Raw genomic sequence first — 15,979 nt, 5'->3', positions numbered from 1 at the left:
CATTGCGGCATGAACCTGCCTTCTCTTTCCTCGTTGGCCCGCTCGCACGGAGCACGTGCATGAGCCGCGGCCACTGCATCCTGTCGCATGGCTTCGAGAGCGGCCCGGAAGCGACCAAGGTCACCGCGCTGGCCGACGTGGCGCAGCGCCTGGGCTGGACCCATGAGCGCCCGGACTACACCGACCTGGACGCGATGAGCGAGGTCAGCCGGGTAGGCGACGTGCCGACCCGCCTGCGCCGCCTGGTCGAGCGCGCCGCCATCGCGGCCCGGCAGGGGCCGGTGGTGCTGGCCGGCTCCAGCCTGGGCGCCTACATCTCCGCCATCGCCTCCTTGCAGGTACCGGTGGCCGGCCTGTTCCTGATGGTGCCGCCGACCACGATGGGCCCGATGCCGGCGCTGGATGCCGCCGCCGTGCCGACCACCGTGGTCCAGGCCTGGCATGACGACGTGGTGCCAGCAGCGGGAGTGATCGCGTGGGCGCAGGCGCGCTCGGCGCAGCTGCTGCTGGTCGACGACGGCCACCGCCTCGAGCGCCACGTGGAGGCTTCCGCGCAGGCCTTCGAGCGCTTGCTGCGGCAACTGTGAAGCCCGGGCGCACGGCGCGCCCGCCCGCATTGACTACAATGGCAGCCCCGCCGCCCCCGGCGCGGGCCTGCCGGCCGTGCCTACGGCCCTCCTTTCCGACCGGCCCGGCCCCTGTGCCGCGCCCGACCACCTGCGAACCGATCCCGTGAAATTCTTCGTCTCCTGCGCCAAGGGCCTGGAATACCTGCTTGCCGATGAACTGTCGGCCCTGGGCCTTGGCAAGGCCACTGCCACCATTGCCGGCGTCAACGCCGAGGGCGAACTGGCGCAGGCGCTGCGGATCGTGATGTGGTCGCGCCTGGCCAGCCGCGTGCTGTGGCCCATCGACGAGTTCGAGTGCCCGGATGAGCAGGCCCTGTATGACGGCGTGCGTGCGCTGCCGTGGCACGAGCACATCACGCCGGAGATGACCCTGGCGGTGGACGCGCACGTGTCCGGCGACAAGATCACCCACGCCCGCTTCGCCGCGCAGCGGATCAAGGACGCCATCGTCGACCGCATGCGCGATGAAGGCCTGGAACGCCCCTCGGTCAACACCGATCTGCCCGATGTGCGCGTCAACCTGTCGCTGCGCAAGGGCCGTGCCTCGTTGTCGATCGATCTCGGCGGCGGCCCGCTGCATCGCCGTGGCTGGCGTGGTGCTGCCCACGAGGCACCGCTGAAGGAAAACCTGGCCGCCGCGCTGCTGCTGCGCGCGCAATGGCCGCGCCTGCACGCTGCCGGTGGTGGCCTGCTGGATCCGATGTGCGGCAGCGGTACCCTGCTGATCGAAGGTGCGCTGATGGCCGCCGACGTCGCTCCCGGCCTGATGCGTCATGGCAGCCTGCCGCCGAGCCGCTGGCTGGGCTTCGACAAGTCCGTCTGGAAGACCATCCAGAGCGAAGCGCGTGACCGTGAGGCCGCTGGCCTGGCCGCGCTGAAGCCGGTCATCCACGGCAGCGACATCGACCCGACCGCGATCCAGGCGGCACGCGAGAATGCCGAGGTCGCGGGCGTCGCCCACGCGATCCGCTTCACCCGCGCCGACGTGGCCGACCTGGCCGCGCCGGAACAGGAGATCGGTGCGGTGGTCTGCAACCCGCCGTACGACGAACGCCTGGCCGCCGATCCGGCGCTGTACCGCGCGCTGGGCAACGCCCTGCAGAAGGCGGTGCCGCAGTGGCGCGCCAGCCTGCTGTGCGGCAACGACGAACTGGCCTTCGCCACCGGCCTGCGCGCCGGCAAGAAGTACCAGATGTTCAATGGTGCGCTGGAGTGTGCGCTGATCGTCTGCGACCCGATCGCCGTGCCGGGCCGTGATCCGGCACAGCCGCGCGAGCTGAGCGAAGGCGCGCAGATGGTGGCCAACCGCCTGCGCAAGAACCTGAAGAAGTTCAAGAGCTGGCGTGCCCGCGAAGACATCACCTGCTTCCGCGCCTATGACGCCGACCTGCCGGAGTACGCGGCCGCCATCGACGTCTACGAGGAAGACGGCGGCAAGCGCCGTACCTTCCTGCACGTGCAGGAATACGCCGCACCGGCTGCCATTCCCGAGAACGACGTGCGCCGCCGCCGCAACGAGCTGCTGGCCGCTGCGCGCGAAGTGTTCGGCGTGCCGCCCGAGCAGGTCTCGATGAAGTCGCGCGAGCGCGGCAAGGGCGGCAGCAAGTACGGCCGCTTTGAGCAGCGTGACGAATTCATCGTGGTGCGCGAGAACAATGCACTGCTGCAGGTGAATCTGTTCGACTACCTGGACACCGGCCTGTTCCTCGACCACCGCCCGCTGCGCCGGATGATGGCCGAGCAGGTACGTGGCAAGCGCTTCCTCAACCTGTTCTGCTACACCGGCGTGGCCAGCGTGCAGGCGGCGGTGGCCGGTGCCGCCAGCACCACCAGCGTCGATCTGTCGGCGACCTACCTGCAGTGGTGCTACGACAACCTGGCGTTGAACGGGCAGGGCGGCAACCAGCACCTGCTGGTGCAGGCCGACGCGATGGCGTGGCTGGAGGGCGACCGTGGCCAGTACGACGTGATCTTCTGTGACCCGCCGACCTTCTCCAACTCCGCGCGCGCCGATGACTTCGACGTGCAGCGCGAGCAGATCAAGCTGCTGCGTGCAGCCGTGGCGCGGCTGGCGCCGGGCGGCGTGCTGTACTTCTCCAACAATTTCCGCCGCTTCAAGCTGGAAGAGAACGCCATCGCCGAATTCGCCCAGTGCCGCGAGATCACCGCGCGCACCATCGGCCCGGACTTCGAGCGCAACGCGCGCATCCACCGCGCGTGGGAATTGAAGCGGTTGGGGTAACGCGACGCCCGGGGTCGGATCCCCTGCGCGAAGGGCAGGGGCTCTGACCCCATCCGGATCTACGCACCAGGGGTCAGAGCCCTTGCGCTTCGCGAAAGGGATCCGACCCCGGTGGCCCGGCTACAGCACCGCCACCACCAGCCCCAGCACCGGCAGCACGATCGCCAACGCCGCGATCCACTTCGGCCGGTACGGATACAGCCCGAACGACAGCGCCAGACCGCCCAGTGTCATCGTGCCCAGCCACAGCACCGGGCCCATCGCCCAGCCGTGGTCGATCACGCACAGCGCGAACGCCACCGTCAGCAGGGCCCAGCCCAGCACGCGCCACTGGGTGCGCCGTGCGGGCGTGGCTGCGGCGCTGCCGTGCAGGTCGTGCTGGTGCTTTTCCATCGCCAGCGACAACGCGGTGAACGCGGAGAACGACAGGGCCAGTGCCAGCAGCATCATGCGCTGGCCTCCGCTTCGGCGGTTTCCGCAGCGTCCACCGGGGCCCTGGGTGCTGCTGCGGCGGCGCGCTTCTTCTTCTCGGCCGCGCTCAGCGGTGGCGTCCAGCGCTGCATGCGCCAGCCGCACAGCGCCAGCATCGCACCGAACGCGATCATCGACAGATCGACGCCAGCCAGTACCCAGTCACCGCTGCGCAATGTGACGCCAAGATGCGCGTGCGTGGTCAGCGCGTTGACCACCGGTACCAGCGCGAACGCAGCCGCACCCAGGTACAGCTGCCACGCCCACATCATCCGCTTCGGCCAGATGAAGGCGGCCAGCAGCGCGCCGCCCCAGGCGTAGAAGAAGACGTTGGCCTCCGCACTCGCGCGCCCGGCGATGTCCAGCGGCAGCAGGCGGTTGCCCCAGAAGTAGGCCGCAAAGGCGATCGGCAGGCCGGCCACGGTGCCGATGTTCAGCGCATCGACCAGGCGCAGGCCGAAGCCGGTGCGGCCGCTCTTGGCATGCCTGGGCCGTTCCTTCACCGCCCACAGCACCACGCCGCTGGCGACCATCAGGCAGCCGACCAGGCCGGACAGGAAGAACAGTGCACGCAGGCCCCAATCGGCGAAGCGCGCCAGGTGCAGGCCGTACAGCACGCCACGGGTGGCGGTGGCACCGCCGGACGGCGGCGTCTCTTCCAGCAGCGCGCCGTTTACCATGTCGTAGCGAACGGCGGGAGTGTCGGTGGACAGGCGCTTGCCGTCGCGTTGGCGGATGTCGATCACGGCGTTGGCTGCGCCCGGATTGGACACGGTGAAGCCGGCCACTTCCACGCCGTGCCAATGCGCACGCGCGCTGTCCAACAGCTGCGCGATCGGTAGCGGGGTGGCGCGGCCTTCGGCCGGCGCGGTCACCTCCGGCATGCCACCGAAGGCTTCGCTGAAGAACTTGTCTTCGTCCTGCGGGTAGGCGACTTTCACCCCCCACGGCAGGTACATGACCATCAGGGTGACGATGCCGGTGTAGGTGATCATCGCGTGGTAGGGCAGGGCCATCACCGCGCTGACGTTGTGGAAATCGAGCCAGGAACGCAGGCCCTTGTCCTTGCGGAACGTGAAGAAGTCCTTGAAGATTTTCTTGTGGGTGATGACGCCGGTGATGATCGCCACCAGCATGAACATCGCGCAGAAGCCGACCAGGTAGCGCGCCCACAGCACCGGGATGTAGTGCAGGTCGAAATGCAGGCGGTAGAAGAAATCACCGCCCCGCGTTTCGCGTGCCTTCAGTGCCTGGCCGGTATTCGGGTCCAGCGTGGCTTCGCCGAAGCCACCGCGACGGCCGCGACTGGGATCGGCCAGCTCCGGTGGCAACCGCCAGAACATCTGCATGGCCGGGTTGCGCGGCTGCGGCAGGGTGACGAACCAGTTCCCGGCCTGCGCCGCATTGGCCTGCAGGTAATCCACGGCGCGCTGCGCGGCGACATCGATGCTGACCTGGCTGGACGGAAGTTCCGGTCGCATCCAGCGGCTGATTTCCTCGCGGTAGTAGCTGGCCGTGCCGGCCATGAAGATCAGCAGCAGCAACCAGCCGACCAGCAGGCCGGTCCAGGTGTGCAGCCAGGCCATCGACTGGCGGAAGCCGTTCTTCATGCCCAGGCCCCCAGCAGGCGCGCAATGGCGGCCATCAGCAGCGCGGGCGCGAGGATGCCCACCCAGGCGCGCAGCGCGCTGCGGGTCGCGAACGCCCACAGCGCTGCGCAGGCGGCCACCAGGATGGCCAGCAGCATGCCGGTCAGCACGGCCTGGCCGCGCGCACCGGGCAGCGCCACCGCGCAGAACACGCTGGTGGCCGAAGCCAGCGCGTAGCCGCCGAAGATCGCGGCCAGCGAGCGTGACAGCACGCCCCAGCGTGGATTGGAGAAGAAGGTGCGGGGGCTGGCGGTTGCGGGCGAGCGGTCCACGGCGTTCCTGCAGGTAGGGGAGGGGATGGAACGCGTCCGCGGCCCCCTTGCGCCCTGCGCATGTCGCCCAGCGTGTCCCATCGACGAAGCACTGCCCGCGCAGGCGGGCAATCCAGAGGTCGGGGATGTACACGGGCGATGGGCGCGTCTTCCGCGCCCGCTTGGCTAAGCGTACAACCGATCAGTAAATGATAGGCATTCGCATTTTATGAATCAAGCATGATGATCCGGGGGCGCACCGAGGCCTAGAACCTGAACACCACTGTCGCCGCATGCAGCAACAGGCCGATCAGCCCACCCACCAGCGTGCCGTTGAAGCGGATGAACTGCAGGTCGCGGCCCACGCTCAGTTCCAGCTGTTCGACCAGATGGCGCTCGTCCCAGCCCTTCACGGTCTGCGCGATATGCGTGGTCACACCCTCGCGCAGGCGGCCGGTCAGGCGTTGCGCACCTTCCAGCAGGTGCTGGTTGAGGGCCTCGCGCAGGGCCGGGTCGGCCTGCAGGCTGGCGCCCAGCGAGGCGAGGCTGCGCTGCAGGTGTCCGACCAGCGCCGAGTCCTCGCGCTGCAGGTCGTCGCGCAGGCTGGCGTGGATGCGCGCCCACAGCCCTTGCACGTAGTCCTGCAGGGCGGGGTGGTCGATCATTTCCCGCTTGAGCTGTTCGATGCGCTCGGCCAGGGCCGGGTCCTCGCGCAGGCGCTGCACGTAGTTCTGCAGCCAGGTCTCGTAGTCCTGGCGCAGCGGATGCTGCGGCTCGGCCAATACCTGCTGCAGTTCTTCCAGCACCGCCCGCGCCAGGCGCTCGGCCAGGCTGTCGCCGATCTCATCGATCGGCTTCACCCAGTTCACCGTGCTCGACAGCGTCGGCCATTCGCGCTGGATGTAGCGCACGATCAACTGCGAGGCGCGTTCCTTCACTTCTGGCTGTTCCAGCCAGCGGCCGAGCCGCTGCAGGCCCTCGTCCAGCACGCGCTGGTGGCGCCCGTCGGCGGTCAGCAGGGCAAGCAGCTCACCGGCGGTGGCGGCGGCATTCCACTGCCGCAGCTGCTGCACCACGAACGCATGCAGCTGCCGGCGCACCGCTGTCTCGTCGAAGAAGTCCAGTGCCTGCAGGGCCCAGCCGCGTGCCATGTCGGCCAGCATCCGCGAGCGCGCCGGGTCGGCCAGCCAACTGCCGAGGCGGCTGGCCGGATCGAACACCTGCAGCTTGGCCAGCAGCACCTGCGGTTCCAGGAACTGGTCACGCACGAACAGGGCGAGGCTGTCGCCGATGCGTTCCTTGCTGCGCGGGATGATCGCAGTGTGCGGAATCGGCAGGCCCATCGGGCGCCGGAACAGCGCAACGACGGCGAACCAGTCGGCCAGTGCGCCCACGGCTGCGGCCTCGCAGAACGCCGAGACCCAGGCCCAGATGCCGCGTTCGCCCTGCCAGTGGCTGACTGCGAATCCGGCCAGCATCAACAGCAGCAGGCCCAGTGCGAGGGCTTTCAGGCGTCGCAGCTGAGCGCGGCGCGGATCGTGGGCAGGCGTCATGCCGGAAGTCTAACCGCAGCCCGGTGACGCCTGCCTGTAGAGCCGAGCCCATGCTCGGCTGCCTTGCGCGTGGCAAAGAGCAGCCGAGCATGGGCTCGGCTCTACAGAAGCGCGTCGAGAGCGCTTACAGCGCTTCCAGTTGCTTGCGCAACGCAGCCAGCTGCGCCCGCAGGGTGTCGTTCTCGCGGGTCAGCGCGACGACGCGGCGGCGCAGTGCCGGGGCATCCTCGCCCAGTTGTTCCAGCGCCGACAGCACCTCGGCGTCGCGGCTGGCGATCTGCTCCTCGTCCGGTTCCTCGAAGTCCATCTCGGCCGCTTCCGGCTTCGGTGCGCGCGGCTTGCGCTTGGACTCGCGCACGCGCTTGGCGGCCTGCTTCAGCTCGTCCTTGCCACCGGCGGCGGCGGCGCGCTGCTCTTCTTCCGGCAGGTCGGCCACGGCGGCGGCGGCGCTGATCGAGATCACGCCGGCCTTGACCGCTTCCACCACCTCGGCGGCGGCCTGGGCGTGGATGCGCTCGATCATGCCGACCTGGCTGGTGCTCAGCTTGGCTTCGCGCGCCAGCTCGGCGCGGCTGATCTTCGGTGCCGGTTCCCACGGCGGACTGTCTTCACCGGTCTCATCGGCGACGTCGGCGGTGCCATCGCTCTCGCGCTGCAGCTGCGCCTGCTCGACCTGCTTGCGGGCGGCCAGGATGTCACGCTTGCGCAGCGCCAGCACGCCGCGCTGGAAGTCGGACACGCTGCGGCGGCCCAGATGCTGTTCGATCATCCACAGGTGCACGTCTTCCATGCTCTGGAAGCGGGTGTTCTGCACGGTATTGAAGGGCAGGCCATGCTTCTGGCAGATGCCGAAACGGTTATGGCCATCGACCAGTACATTCCCCCACAGCACCAGCGCATCGCGGCAGCCTTCGGCCAGGATGCTGCGCTCCAGCGCGTCATGTTCGTCCGCGGTCAGCGGGTCGATGTAGGCCTTGAGTTCTTCTTTGACGACGATATCCATGGGCACGGCAGCGAGCAGGAGCGGAACCGCCCATTGTACCCGCTCGCCACCATCGGCCCGGCTCAGGCGGTGGCCCGGATCATCTCGCCCAGGGTGCCGGTGATCTGGTCGATCTGCGCCTTGTCCACGATCAGCGGCGGCGACAGCGCGATGATGTCGCCGGTGCAGCGCACCAGCAGTCGGCCGTCGTGGAAGCAGCGCCGGTAGACCTCGTAGCCCCGGCTGCCCGGCGCATCGCGGCGAGGCGCCAGCTCAACCGCGCCGACCAGGCCGAAGTTGCGGATGTCGATCACGTTGGGCAGGCCCTGCAGCGCATGCAGTCGTTCCTGCCAGTACTCGCCCAGCTCGATGGCGCGCTCGAACAGACGCTCCTCGGCATAGACCTCCAGCGTCGCCAGCGCCGCGGCGCAGGCCAGCGGGTGCCCCGAACAGGTATAGCCATGGAAAAGCTCGATGGCCTGTGGCGGTGCCTGCATCAGGGTTGCATGCACGGCGTCGCTGGCCAGCACGCCACCCAGCGGTACCGCGCCGTTGCTGACCGCCTTGGCGAAGGTCAGCAGGTCCGGGGTGACCCCGAAGCGCTGCGCGGCGAAGGGCATCCCAACCCGGCCGAAACCGGTGATGACCTCGTCGAACACCAGCAGGATGCCGTGCTGGTCGCACAGTTCGCGCAGGCGCTGCAGGTAACCCGGTGCGGGCAGGATCACCCCGGCTGAGCCGGCAATGGGTTCAACGAATACGGCGGCAATCGTCGAGGCATCATGCAGCGCGATCAGCCGTTCCAGGTCATCGGCCAGCTCCGCGCCCTGGCGCGGCAGGCCCCTGCTGAACGCATTGCGCGGCAGGTCCAGGGTGTGGCGCAGGTAGTCGACGCCGCCCAGCTGCAGGCCGAACGGCTTGCGGTTGTTGGGCAGCCCGCCCAGCGCCATGCCGCCGAAACCCACCCCGTGGTAGGCCTTCTCGCGGCTGATGAAGCGCGTGCGCTGGCCCTCGCCGCGCTGGCGGTGGTAGGCCAGCACGATCTTCATCGCGGTATCCACCGCCTCGGAACCGGAGCTGGTGAAGAACACATGGTTGAGCGGGGCCGGCGCCAAGGCGGCCAGCCGCTGCGCCAGCGCGAAGGCCGGCGGCGAGCCCATCTGGAAGGCCGGCGAATAGTCGAGCGTGCGCGCCTGCTCGACGATGGCCTCGACGATGCGCGGCCGTGCATGGCCCGCGTTGCAGCACCAGAGGCCGGCGGTGCCATCGAGGATCTGGCGGCCGTCGACATCCTCGTAGTGCATGCCCTCGGCACGCACCAGCACACGCGGCGCAGCCTTGAACTGGCGGTTGGCGGTGAACGGCATCCAGTACGCCTCCAATGACTCCGGGCGTCGGGTGGCCAGATCGTGCAGGTCGCTCGCGGAACGCTTCATGCCAGCTCCATCGGGTCCGATGGGGGAAATGTAGCGCAGCCACGTCACGGTGGAGTCGCGGCCGCGCCGGTATAACCGGGGAAACTGTTCCGAGGAGCCCGACATGGCCGACTTTCCCGACCGCAGCCACTGGCAGGCGCTGGCCCAGCAGCTTTCGATACCCGGACAGGCCTTTATCGAGGGTCGTTACACCGACGCTGCCAGCGGCGCGCGCTTCGACTGCATCAGCCCGATTGATGGTCGCGTGCTGGGGGGGGGGCGCCGACTGCGATGCACAGGACGTGGAGCGCGCAGTGGGCGCGGCGCGGCGTGCCTTCGATGCGGGCCACTGGTCACAGGCCAGCCCGGCCCATCGCAAGCGCGTGCTGCTGGCGTTGGCGGCGTTGGTGGAAAAACACGCGGACGAGCTGGCCCTGCTGGAAACCCTGGACATGGGCAAGCCGGTGCGTGATGCGCGTCGTATCGACCTGCCCGGCGCGGTGCGCTGCCTGCGCTGGACGGCCGAAGCGGTGGACAAGCTGTACGGTGAGGTCGCGCCCACCGGCCCGCATGAGCTGGGCCTGGTCACGCGCGAGCCCGCCGGCGTGGTGGCGGCGATCGTGCCGTGGAATTTCCCGTTGCTGATGGCGTGCTGGAAGATCGCGCCTGCATTGGCCATGGGCAACTCGGTGGTGCTCAAGCCTTCCGAGCGCTCGCCCCTGAGTGCGTTGCGGCTGGCGGCGCTGGCCGCCGAAGCGGGCCTGCCGGAGGGCGTGCTGAACGTGCTGCCGGGCCACGGTGCGCGCGTCGGTGAGCCGTTGGCCCTGCACATGGATGTGGACGTGCTGGCGTTCACCGGCTCCACGGCCACCGGCGCGCGGCTGCTGCAGTATTCAGGGCGGTCCAACCTCAAGCGGGTCTGGCTGGAGTGTGGTGGCAAGAGCCCGCACGTGGTGTTTGCCGATGCCCCCGATCTGGATGCCGCTGCGAAGGCGGTGGCACGGGGCATCTTCTTCAACCAGGGCGAGGTCTGTACTGCCGGGTCACGGCTGCTGGTGCAGCGCTCGATCCGCGAGGATTTCGTGCACCAGGTGGTTGCCTACGGCCAGCACATGCAGCCGCGCCACCCGCTTGACGCCGACGCACCGATGGGCGCGCTGGTGGATGCCGCGCATCTGGACAAGGTGATGGGGGATATCGTGCGTGCCGAAAGCGAGGGCGCCCGCCTGCTGCTGGGCGGTCATCGCGCCGATGTCGAGGCGGGCGGTTGTTATGTGCAGCCCACGGTGTTCGATCAGGTGAGCCCCGACCAGGCATTGGCGCGCGAGGAAGTATTCGGGCCGGTGCTGGCGGTGCTCGGCTTTGACGACGAAGCCGAAGCGGTGCGCCTGGCCAATGACAGCCGCTACGGCCTCGCCGCCGGCCTGTGGACGCGCGATCTGGGCCGCGCCCACCGCGTCGCACGCCAGCTGCGCGCCGGCAGCGTCTGGGTGAACGGCTGGGATGGCGGTGACATGACCGCCCCGTTCGGTGGCTACAAGCAGTCCGGCAATGGGCGCGACAAATCGCTGCATGCGTTCGACAAGTACAGCGAGATCAAGGCCACCTGGATCCAGCTGTAACAGCGCCGGGGCTTGCGCCCACATGTAGAGCCGAGCCGATGCTCGGCTGCATTTCGTGGAATGTGGTCGAGCAGGGGCGAGGACCTGCAGAACAATGGCGCCTGCCACCCTCGTTGGCATCGGTGTCGGCTGAAACCATCGTCCCGTGCGGCCACCGGCCCGTGGCAGAATCGGGCGATCCGCCGTTACCCGTGTTGCCGATGTCGACGATCACCGCTGCCGCACCGCCCGTGAACTCTCCCCGCCGCGTCCTGTTGGCCAGCCTGATCGGCACCACCATCGAATTCTTCGATTTCTACATCTACGCCACGGCCGCAGTGCTGGTGTTCCCGCACCTGTTCTTCCCGGACAGCAGCGAACAGGCGGCGCTGTTGCAGTCACTGGCGACCTTCGCGGTGGCGTTCATCGCACGGCCGGTCGGCTCGGCGGTGTTCGGCCATTTCGGCGACCGCATCGGCCGCAAGGCCACCCTGGTCGCCGCGTTGCTGACCATGGGCCTGTCCACGGTGCTGATCGGTCTGCTGCCGACCCACGCGCAGATTGGCCTGTGGGCGCCCGCGCTGCTGGCGCTGTGCCGCTTCGGCCAGGGCCTGGGGCTGGGCGGCGAGTGGGGTGGGGCGGTGCTGCTGGCCACCGAGAACGCGCCGCCGGGCAAGCGCGCCTGGTACGGCATGTTCCCGCAGCTGGGCGCGCCGATCGGTTTCCTGTTGTCGGCGGGCATTTTCCTGGCGCTCGGCCGCTGCCTGAGCCAGGACGACTTCCTGCAGTGGGGCTGGCGTATTCCGTTCGTGGCCAGCGCGCTGCTGGTCGGCCTGGGCCTGTGGGTGCGCCTGAACATCCATGAGACGCCCGACTTCAAGCAGGCACTGGAGCGCAAGGCGCCGGTGCGGCTGCCGATGTGGACGGTGCTGCGTGACCATCCGGTGGCGATGCTGCTGGGCACGCTGGGGGCGTTCGCCACCTTCGTGCTGTTCTACCTGATGACCGTGTTCAGCCTCGGCCATGGCACCGCCGTGCTGGGCTACAGCCGCGAGCAGTTCCTGCTGATGCAGATGGCCGGCATGCTGTTCTTCGCGCTGGGCATCCCGTTGTCGGCGCGCTATGGCGACCGCTGGGGCACGCGTCGCACGATGATCGTGGCCAGCGTGCTGATCATCGGCTTCGGCGTGCTGTTCGCTCCGCTGTTCCAGCCGCACAGTCCCTGGCTGGTCACGGCGTTCCTGTGCCTGGGCCTGTTTCTGATGGGGCTGACCTACGGCCCCTGCGGCACCTTCCTGGCCGAGATCTACCCGGTGGAAGTGCGCTACACCGGCGCCTCGCTGTCATTCAACCTGGCCGGCATTCTGGGTGCGGCGCCGGCGCCGTACCTGGCCACCTGGCTGGCGGAACGCTTCGGCCTGGTCGCGGTCGGCTACTACCTGTGCCTGACTGCGGCAGCGACCCTGTGCGCGCTGGTGGCCCTGCACCGGCGCGCGCTGCGGCTCAGCCAAAGAAGCGCTTGAGCGTGCGCCCCAGCCAACCGCCGCCCTGGTGTTCGCGGGCGAACTGGTTCAAGTGCGCCTTGACCTGTTCGGCGTAGGCCTGGTCATCGCCGCGGATGTGGTTGAACAACCAGCGCGAGAGCATGGTGCGCAGTTCATCGCTGATGTCCTCGCCGGCCTGGAAGCGCATGCGGTACTCCGATACCCGCTTGATGAAGACTTCATGCACGCGCTTGTGCGCGGCACAGAACGGATAGCCCGCTTCCTCCATCAGTTCTTCCTCGAACGCGAAGTGCGACATGGTGTAGTCCACCACTTCGTCGATCACCTCGCCCACTGCCGCACGCTGCATGCTGGCCTGGGCCACGTGCAAATGGTTGAGCATCTCGATGATGCGGCGGTGTTGTTGGTCGATCACATCGATGCCGATGTTCAGATCGTCCTGCCAGACCAGTAGTGCCATCCCCGGCTCCCCTTCATGCGTATGTCGGGGCTGACTGTAGAGCTGCCGCGCTGGCGCGGCGTTGATCTGGATCAAGGCTGCCCGGTCAGGTCAGCGCGGGCTCGCGCGGGCGCAGCGGGCTGGCCACCGTGGTGCAGCTGACCCGGTTGCGGCCGCCGGCCTTGGCCAGGTACAGCTGGCGGTCGGCTTCGGAGATCAGCCGATGCAGTGCATCGCGCTGCGGGCGCAGGCAGCACAGGCCGATGCTCACCGTCATGCGCAGGCTGGCGGTGCCGATGTCCACTTCCAGCGCGGCGATGCGCTGGCGCAGTTCCTCGAAGTACAGCAGGGCCTCGTCCTGCTCCATGTCCGGCACCAGCAGGCAGAACTCCTCGCCGCCGAAGCGGGCGGTCAGGTCGTGGCTGCGGGCATGCGCGGCCACCGCACCGGCCACCGCGCGCAGCGCGTCATCGCCGGCTTCGTGACCGTAGGTGTCGTTGATGTGCTTGAAGTGGTCGATGTCGATCATTGCCACCGCCACGCACTGGCCATGCAGCTGCAGTTGCGGCAGCTGGCGCTGGCTCTGTTCCAGGAAGCAGCGACGGTTGGGCAGGCCGGTGAGGAAGTCGCGGGTGGCCAGGTCCTGCAGCGTGCCGATCAGCTCCAGCTGATCCACGTTCTGCGAGACCCGGCAGAAGAACTCCTCGCGCGAGAACGGCTTGCGCAGGAAGTCGTTGGCGCCGTTCTTCAGGAAGCGCGGGATCAGCGAAGCGTCGGTGTTACCGGAAATGCCGATCACCGCCACCTTGTCGCGCGAGCGCAGGGTGCGCAGGCGGCGGGTGAACTCCACGCCCTGCATGCCGGGCATTTCCTGGTCGACCACGGCCAGGCGGATCGCAGGATGCGCGTCGATCGCGGCCAGGCCCTCGTTGCCGTCAGCGGCCTCGTGCACCTCGTGGCCGTACATGCGCAGCAGGGCGGCGGCATAGCCGCGCGCGGACGGCGAGTCGTCCACCACCAGTGCCGCAATGCGCCGGTTGCGCTCCAGGCGCTGCACCAGCCACACCAGGTAGTCGATGCTGCCCGGCGTGTTCTTCAGCACGTAGTCGATGATCTGCTGCTGCAGTACGCGCTTGCGCAGATCCTCGTCGTAGACGCTGCTGACCACCACGGTGGGCAGGCCGCGCCTGAGGAAGAACTCGACCACCGCGTCGCGGTCGCCGTCGGCCAGCACCAGCCCGGTCAGTACCAGGAACCAGCCCCCATCCTCGCTCAGCAGGCGATCGGCCTCGGCCAGGGTGGAAGCGATCACCACCGGCAGTTCCAGGCGCTGCTCGATGGCCTCGCGCAGCATGCCGGTGAACGCACGGGAGTTTTCGACCAGCAGGATCCGCTGCGGCAGCGGATCGGCCAGGTCGCCATCGACGGCGGCCTGCGGCAGGACGGGCATGATGCGGTGGCTCACGAGGGAGGGACTCGGCACGGATAGCGGCGGTTTCGGGTGCAACTTTAGCCGGAGCAGCGTGCCCTGCGCGTCGTTCACCGATCAGGCAGGCGATGCGAATGCCGCCGCTGTACCCGCAAGCGATTCGTGCAGGACGAGCCGGAGCCGGTTGCCACGGCAATGCACCGTGCCGCCGTAGGCCATTATCCGGCCGGCCAGACGCTCGATGGCCTGCTGAACGGTCCGGTTCGACAGCGTGCGACCGCGGTCAAGCAGGCCAACGACCACCACGATGCCGCGCCGGTCGCCCGCCTGGCCGCTCCGGGCGCGCACGCTGACCTGTCCCGACTCCAGTTCCAGCAGCAGCGACACCGCCTCGATCAGCGAGCGATAGATGGCGAGCTGCAGGTCGACAGTCAGCAGGCAGGGGTTGCCCTCCAGCCGGGGCGGAATCACGCGATGAGAGTTGTCCCAGCTTTCGCATGCGCCGCCAACCCGCAGCGCGATATACAGCCCAACCTGCTCCAGCCCCGTGGGGTAGACCAGACTGGCCTGTTCACGGAACAGCCGCGAGTGCACGGATGAGGCGTGCTGCAGGCTGTTGGCCACCGCATGATGCCCCTGCGCCTTCAGCCAGCTGACCATCTCGCCGAGCGAGCTGTCCATGCCTTCGCCGAGTTGCTTGAGATGGGAGGCGCGCTCGCGAAGCTCACGCTCACGGGTCTGGTGCGAACTACGTGCCAGGCGCAACGTGGTTTCCTCTGCCAGTCCACGGCACCGTGCACGCTCATGGTGATAGCTGATGCTGGACCCCAGGGCGAGCAGTGCGACACTCATCACGGCCATGTTCTGCTGGGTGGCGAAGGTGCCCAGGTCGAACGAGGACGGTAGGCCGGTGCTGGGTGTGGCGAAATGGAGTGGAAGGTTCAACAGCGGAATCGCGATGGCAGCGCCACGCCACCCATGCATGAAGGTCAGGGCGATCGCTGGGAGGGAGGACAGCAGTACCAGGTGGGTGCGTGTGGTGTGGGCGCTGATGGCCGTAAGCTGCATGCACAGGCCCAGGACCAGCATCACCAGGATGGCCGTGACCGTAGGCGCAGCAAAGCGGCGCGTCCAATTGGGGGCCGCGTGTCGTCGCGACCAGAGGAATGCCAACGGCACGAGGGTGATGATGGCGGCGAAGTGGCCAAAGATCGTGCGATCAACTGCGCTAAGCAGGTTGCTCGGCGGTGGGTTCGACCACAGAGCAAATGAAATGCCCATATTGAGAGCCGGGACGAACAACGCCATGCAGAAGGTCAACGACAGCAACCAGAGGCCGGTGGCGGACTCCGATGGCATTCTAATGCGATGCAGGTAGACCACCAGCATCGCCACCGGCATCAGCAGCGTCGAGGCCAGGATGACCCAGGCCAGGCCGTAGGTGTCGATCATGGGAATGCGCAAGGTTGTGAAGTACGCGTACTCGCCAAGCAGCAGGTAGGGCCACAGGCGGGTCGGGACGATCAGTAGTGCCGCTGCCCGGATGCCCGCGGGCAGGAAGAACTGATCCAGCGAGAACTGACGCGAGGCAAGGCAGCCCAGGGCGTAGACGGCCGCGAGTGCGATTCCGACGGGTCGGATCCGGAAGCTCAGTTCAATTGCTTCTTTGAATCGGTCCAAGCCCGCGCCTCTCGTCTCCCGGCCAATGATGACTGACCACTTCCGCAGACACTATCGACAGTTGGAGATGGGTGCAATCGAGGTGTCTGGCCTCCCTTTGCGCTGCAATCGGCGGCTTCCCATGCTTCGAGGC

At 68.2% G+C, this 15,979-nt stretch carries 12 protein-coding genes and 1 pseudogene; 4 read left to right on the top strand and 9 right to left on the bottom strand.

All coding sequences use genetic code 11. The features are described from left to right. Positions 1 to 59 precede the first annotated feature (59 nt). On the top strand, positions 60 to 587 hold the full coding sequence (locus ACUVWL_RS10430) for an alpha/beta hydrolase (RefSeq protein WP_032961606.1): 528 nt from the start codon (positions 60 to 62) through the stop codon (positions 585 to 587). Between the two features lie 145 nt (positions 588 to 732). Further along, a complete protein-coding gene (gene rlmKL / locus ACUVWL_RS10425; protein ID WP_197574665.1) occupies positions 733 to 2,871 on the top strand; it encodes a bifunctional 23S rRNA (guanine(2069)-N(7))-methyltransferase RlmK/23S rRNA (guanine(2445)-N(2))-methyltransferase RlmL in 2,139 nt (712 codons plus the stop codon). A gap of 120 nt (positions 2,872 to 2,991) precedes the next feature. Here the strand turns inward: rlmKL and ACUVWL_RS10420 are convergent, their stop codons facing one another. The 6 genes from ACUVWL_RS10420 to ACUVWL_RS10395 all read right to left on the bottom strand — a co-directional run bounded on the left by ACUVWL_RS10420 (position 2,992) and on the right by ACUVWL_RS10395 (position 9,213). After that, entirely contained in the window at positions 2,992 to 3,321 is a 330-nt protein-coding gene (locus ACUVWL_RS10420; RefSeq protein ID WP_046429772.1) for a DUF3325 domain-containing protein, read from the bottom strand. Next, positions 3,318 to 4,952 (bottom strand): PepSY-associated TM helix domain-containing protein, encoded by a 1,635-nt coding sequence (locus ACUVWL_RS10415; protein WP_445979151.1) that lies wholly within the window; start codon positions 4,950 to 4,952, stop codon positions 3,318 to 3,320. Before ACUVWL_RS10415 ends, ACUVWL_RS10420 begins: the two co-directional genes overlap by 4 nt. Then, positions 4,949 to 5,263, bottom strand: a complete 315-nt coding sequence (locus tag ACUVWL_RS10410; RefSeq protein ID WP_046429774.1) for a DUF3649 domain-containing protein — start codon at positions 5,261 to 5,263, stop codon at positions 4,949 to 4,951. Before ACUVWL_RS10410 ends, ACUVWL_RS10415 begins: the two co-directional genes overlap by 4 nt. A gap of 245 nt (positions 5,264 to 5,508) precedes the next feature. Further along, positions 5,509 to 6,795 (bottom strand): DUF445 domain-containing protein, encoded by a 1,287-nt coding sequence (locus ACUVWL_RS10405; RefSeq protein ID WP_046429775.1) that lies wholly within the window; start codon positions 6,793 to 6,795, stop codon positions 5,509 to 5,511. 124 nt (positions 6,796 to 6,919) lie between these two features. Then, positions 6,920 to 7,798: a hypothetical protein gene (locus ACUVWL_RS10400; protein WP_014646555.1), complete on the bottom strand. Its 879-nt coding sequence runs from the start codon at positions 7,796 to 7,798 to the stop codon at positions 6,920 to 6,922. 62 nt (positions 7,799 to 7,860) lie between these two features. Further along, entirely contained in the window at positions 7,861 to 9,213 is a 1,353-nt protein-coding gene (locus ACUVWL_RS10395; protein WP_142234475.1) for an aspartate aminotransferase family protein, read from the bottom strand. 103 nt (positions 9,214 to 9,316) lie between these two features. Here ACUVWL_RS10395 and ACUVWL_RS10390 point away from each other — a divergent pair. Together ACUVWL_RS10390 and ACUVWL_RS10385 are read left to right on the top strand one after the other, a co-directional pair. Continuing rightward, positions 9,317 to 10,814: pseudogene (locus ACUVWL_RS10390) on the top strand (aldehyde dehydrogenase). Between the two features lie 200 nt (positions 10,815 to 11,014). Continuing rightward, positions 11,015 to 12,316, top strand: coding sequence for an MFS transporter (locus ACUVWL_RS10385; protein WP_032961593.1), 1,302 nt, complete (start codon positions 11,015 to 11,017; stop codon positions 12,314 to 12,316). Here ACUVWL_RS10385 and ACUVWL_RS10380 read toward each other — a convergent pair. The 3 genes from ACUVWL_RS10380 to ACUVWL_RS10370 form a co-directional block, all read right to left on the bottom strand. Next, positions 12,297 to 12,758 (bottom strand): bacteriohemerythrin, encoded by a 462-nt coding sequence (locus ACUVWL_RS10380; RefSeq protein WP_004151683.1) that lies wholly within the window; start codon positions 12,756 to 12,758, stop codon positions 12,297 to 12,299. The two genes, ACUVWL_RS10385 and ACUVWL_RS10380, sit on opposite strands and share 20 nt — an antisense overlap. An 85-nt stretch (positions 12,759 to 12,843) precedes the next feature. After that, positions 12,844 to 14,187 (bottom strand): diguanylate cyclase, encoded by a 1,344-nt coding sequence (locus ACUVWL_RS10375; protein ID WP_041863220.1) that lies wholly within the window; start codon positions 14,185 to 14,187, stop codon positions 12,844 to 12,846. Between the two features lie 96 nt (positions 14,188 to 14,283). Continuing rightward, entirely contained in the window at positions 14,284 to 15,846 is a 1,563-nt protein-coding gene (locus ACUVWL_RS10370; RefSeq protein WP_445979150.1) for an MASE1 domain-containing protein, read from the bottom strand. Positions 15,847 to 15,979: the final 133 nt, after the last annotated feature.

The organism is Stenotrophomonas muris, from assembly GCF_052751275.1.
This window is presented reverse-complemented; position numbering and strand designations above follow the sequence as displayed.

Bases quoted from the DNA above. Each gene is read 5' to 3' on its own strand.
- ACUVWL_RS10430 (WP_032961606.1), top strand. From the start codon at position 60: ATGAGCCGCGGCCACTGCATCCTGTCGCATGGCTTCGAGAGCGGCCCG.
- ACUVWL_RS10420 (WP_046429772.1), bottom strand. From the start codon at position 3,321: ATGATGCTGCTGGCACTGGCCCTGTCGTTCTCCGCGTTCACCGCGTTG.
- ACUVWL_RS10415 (WP_445979151.1), bottom strand. From the start codon at position 4,952: ATGAAGAACGGCTTCCGCCAGTCGATGGCCTGGCTGCACACCTGGACC.
- ACUVWL_RS10405 (WP_046429775.1), bottom strand. From the start codon at position 6,795: ATGACGCCTGCCCACGATCCGCGCCGCGCTCAGCTGCGACGCCTGAAA.
- ACUVWL_RS10400 (WP_014646555.1), bottom strand. From the start codon at position 7,798: ATGGATATCGTCGTCAAAGAAGAACTCAAGGCCTACATCGACCCGCTG.
- ACUVWL_RS10395 (WP_142234475.1), bottom strand. From the start codon at position 9,213: ATGAAGCGTTCCGCGAGCGACCTGCACGATCTGGCCACCCGACGCCCG.
- ACUVWL_RS10385 (WP_032961593.1), top strand. From the start codon at position 11,015: ATGTCGACGATCACCGCTGCCGCACCGCCCGTGAACTCTCCCCGCCGC.
- ACUVWL_RS10380 (WP_004151683.1), bottom strand. From the start codon at position 12,758: ATGGCACTACTGGTCTGGCAGGACGATCTGAACATCGGCATCGATGTG.
- ACUVWL_RS10375 (WP_041863220.1), bottom strand. From the start codon at position 14,187: ATGCCCGTCCTGCCGCAGGCCGCCGTCGATGGCGACCTGGCCGATCCG.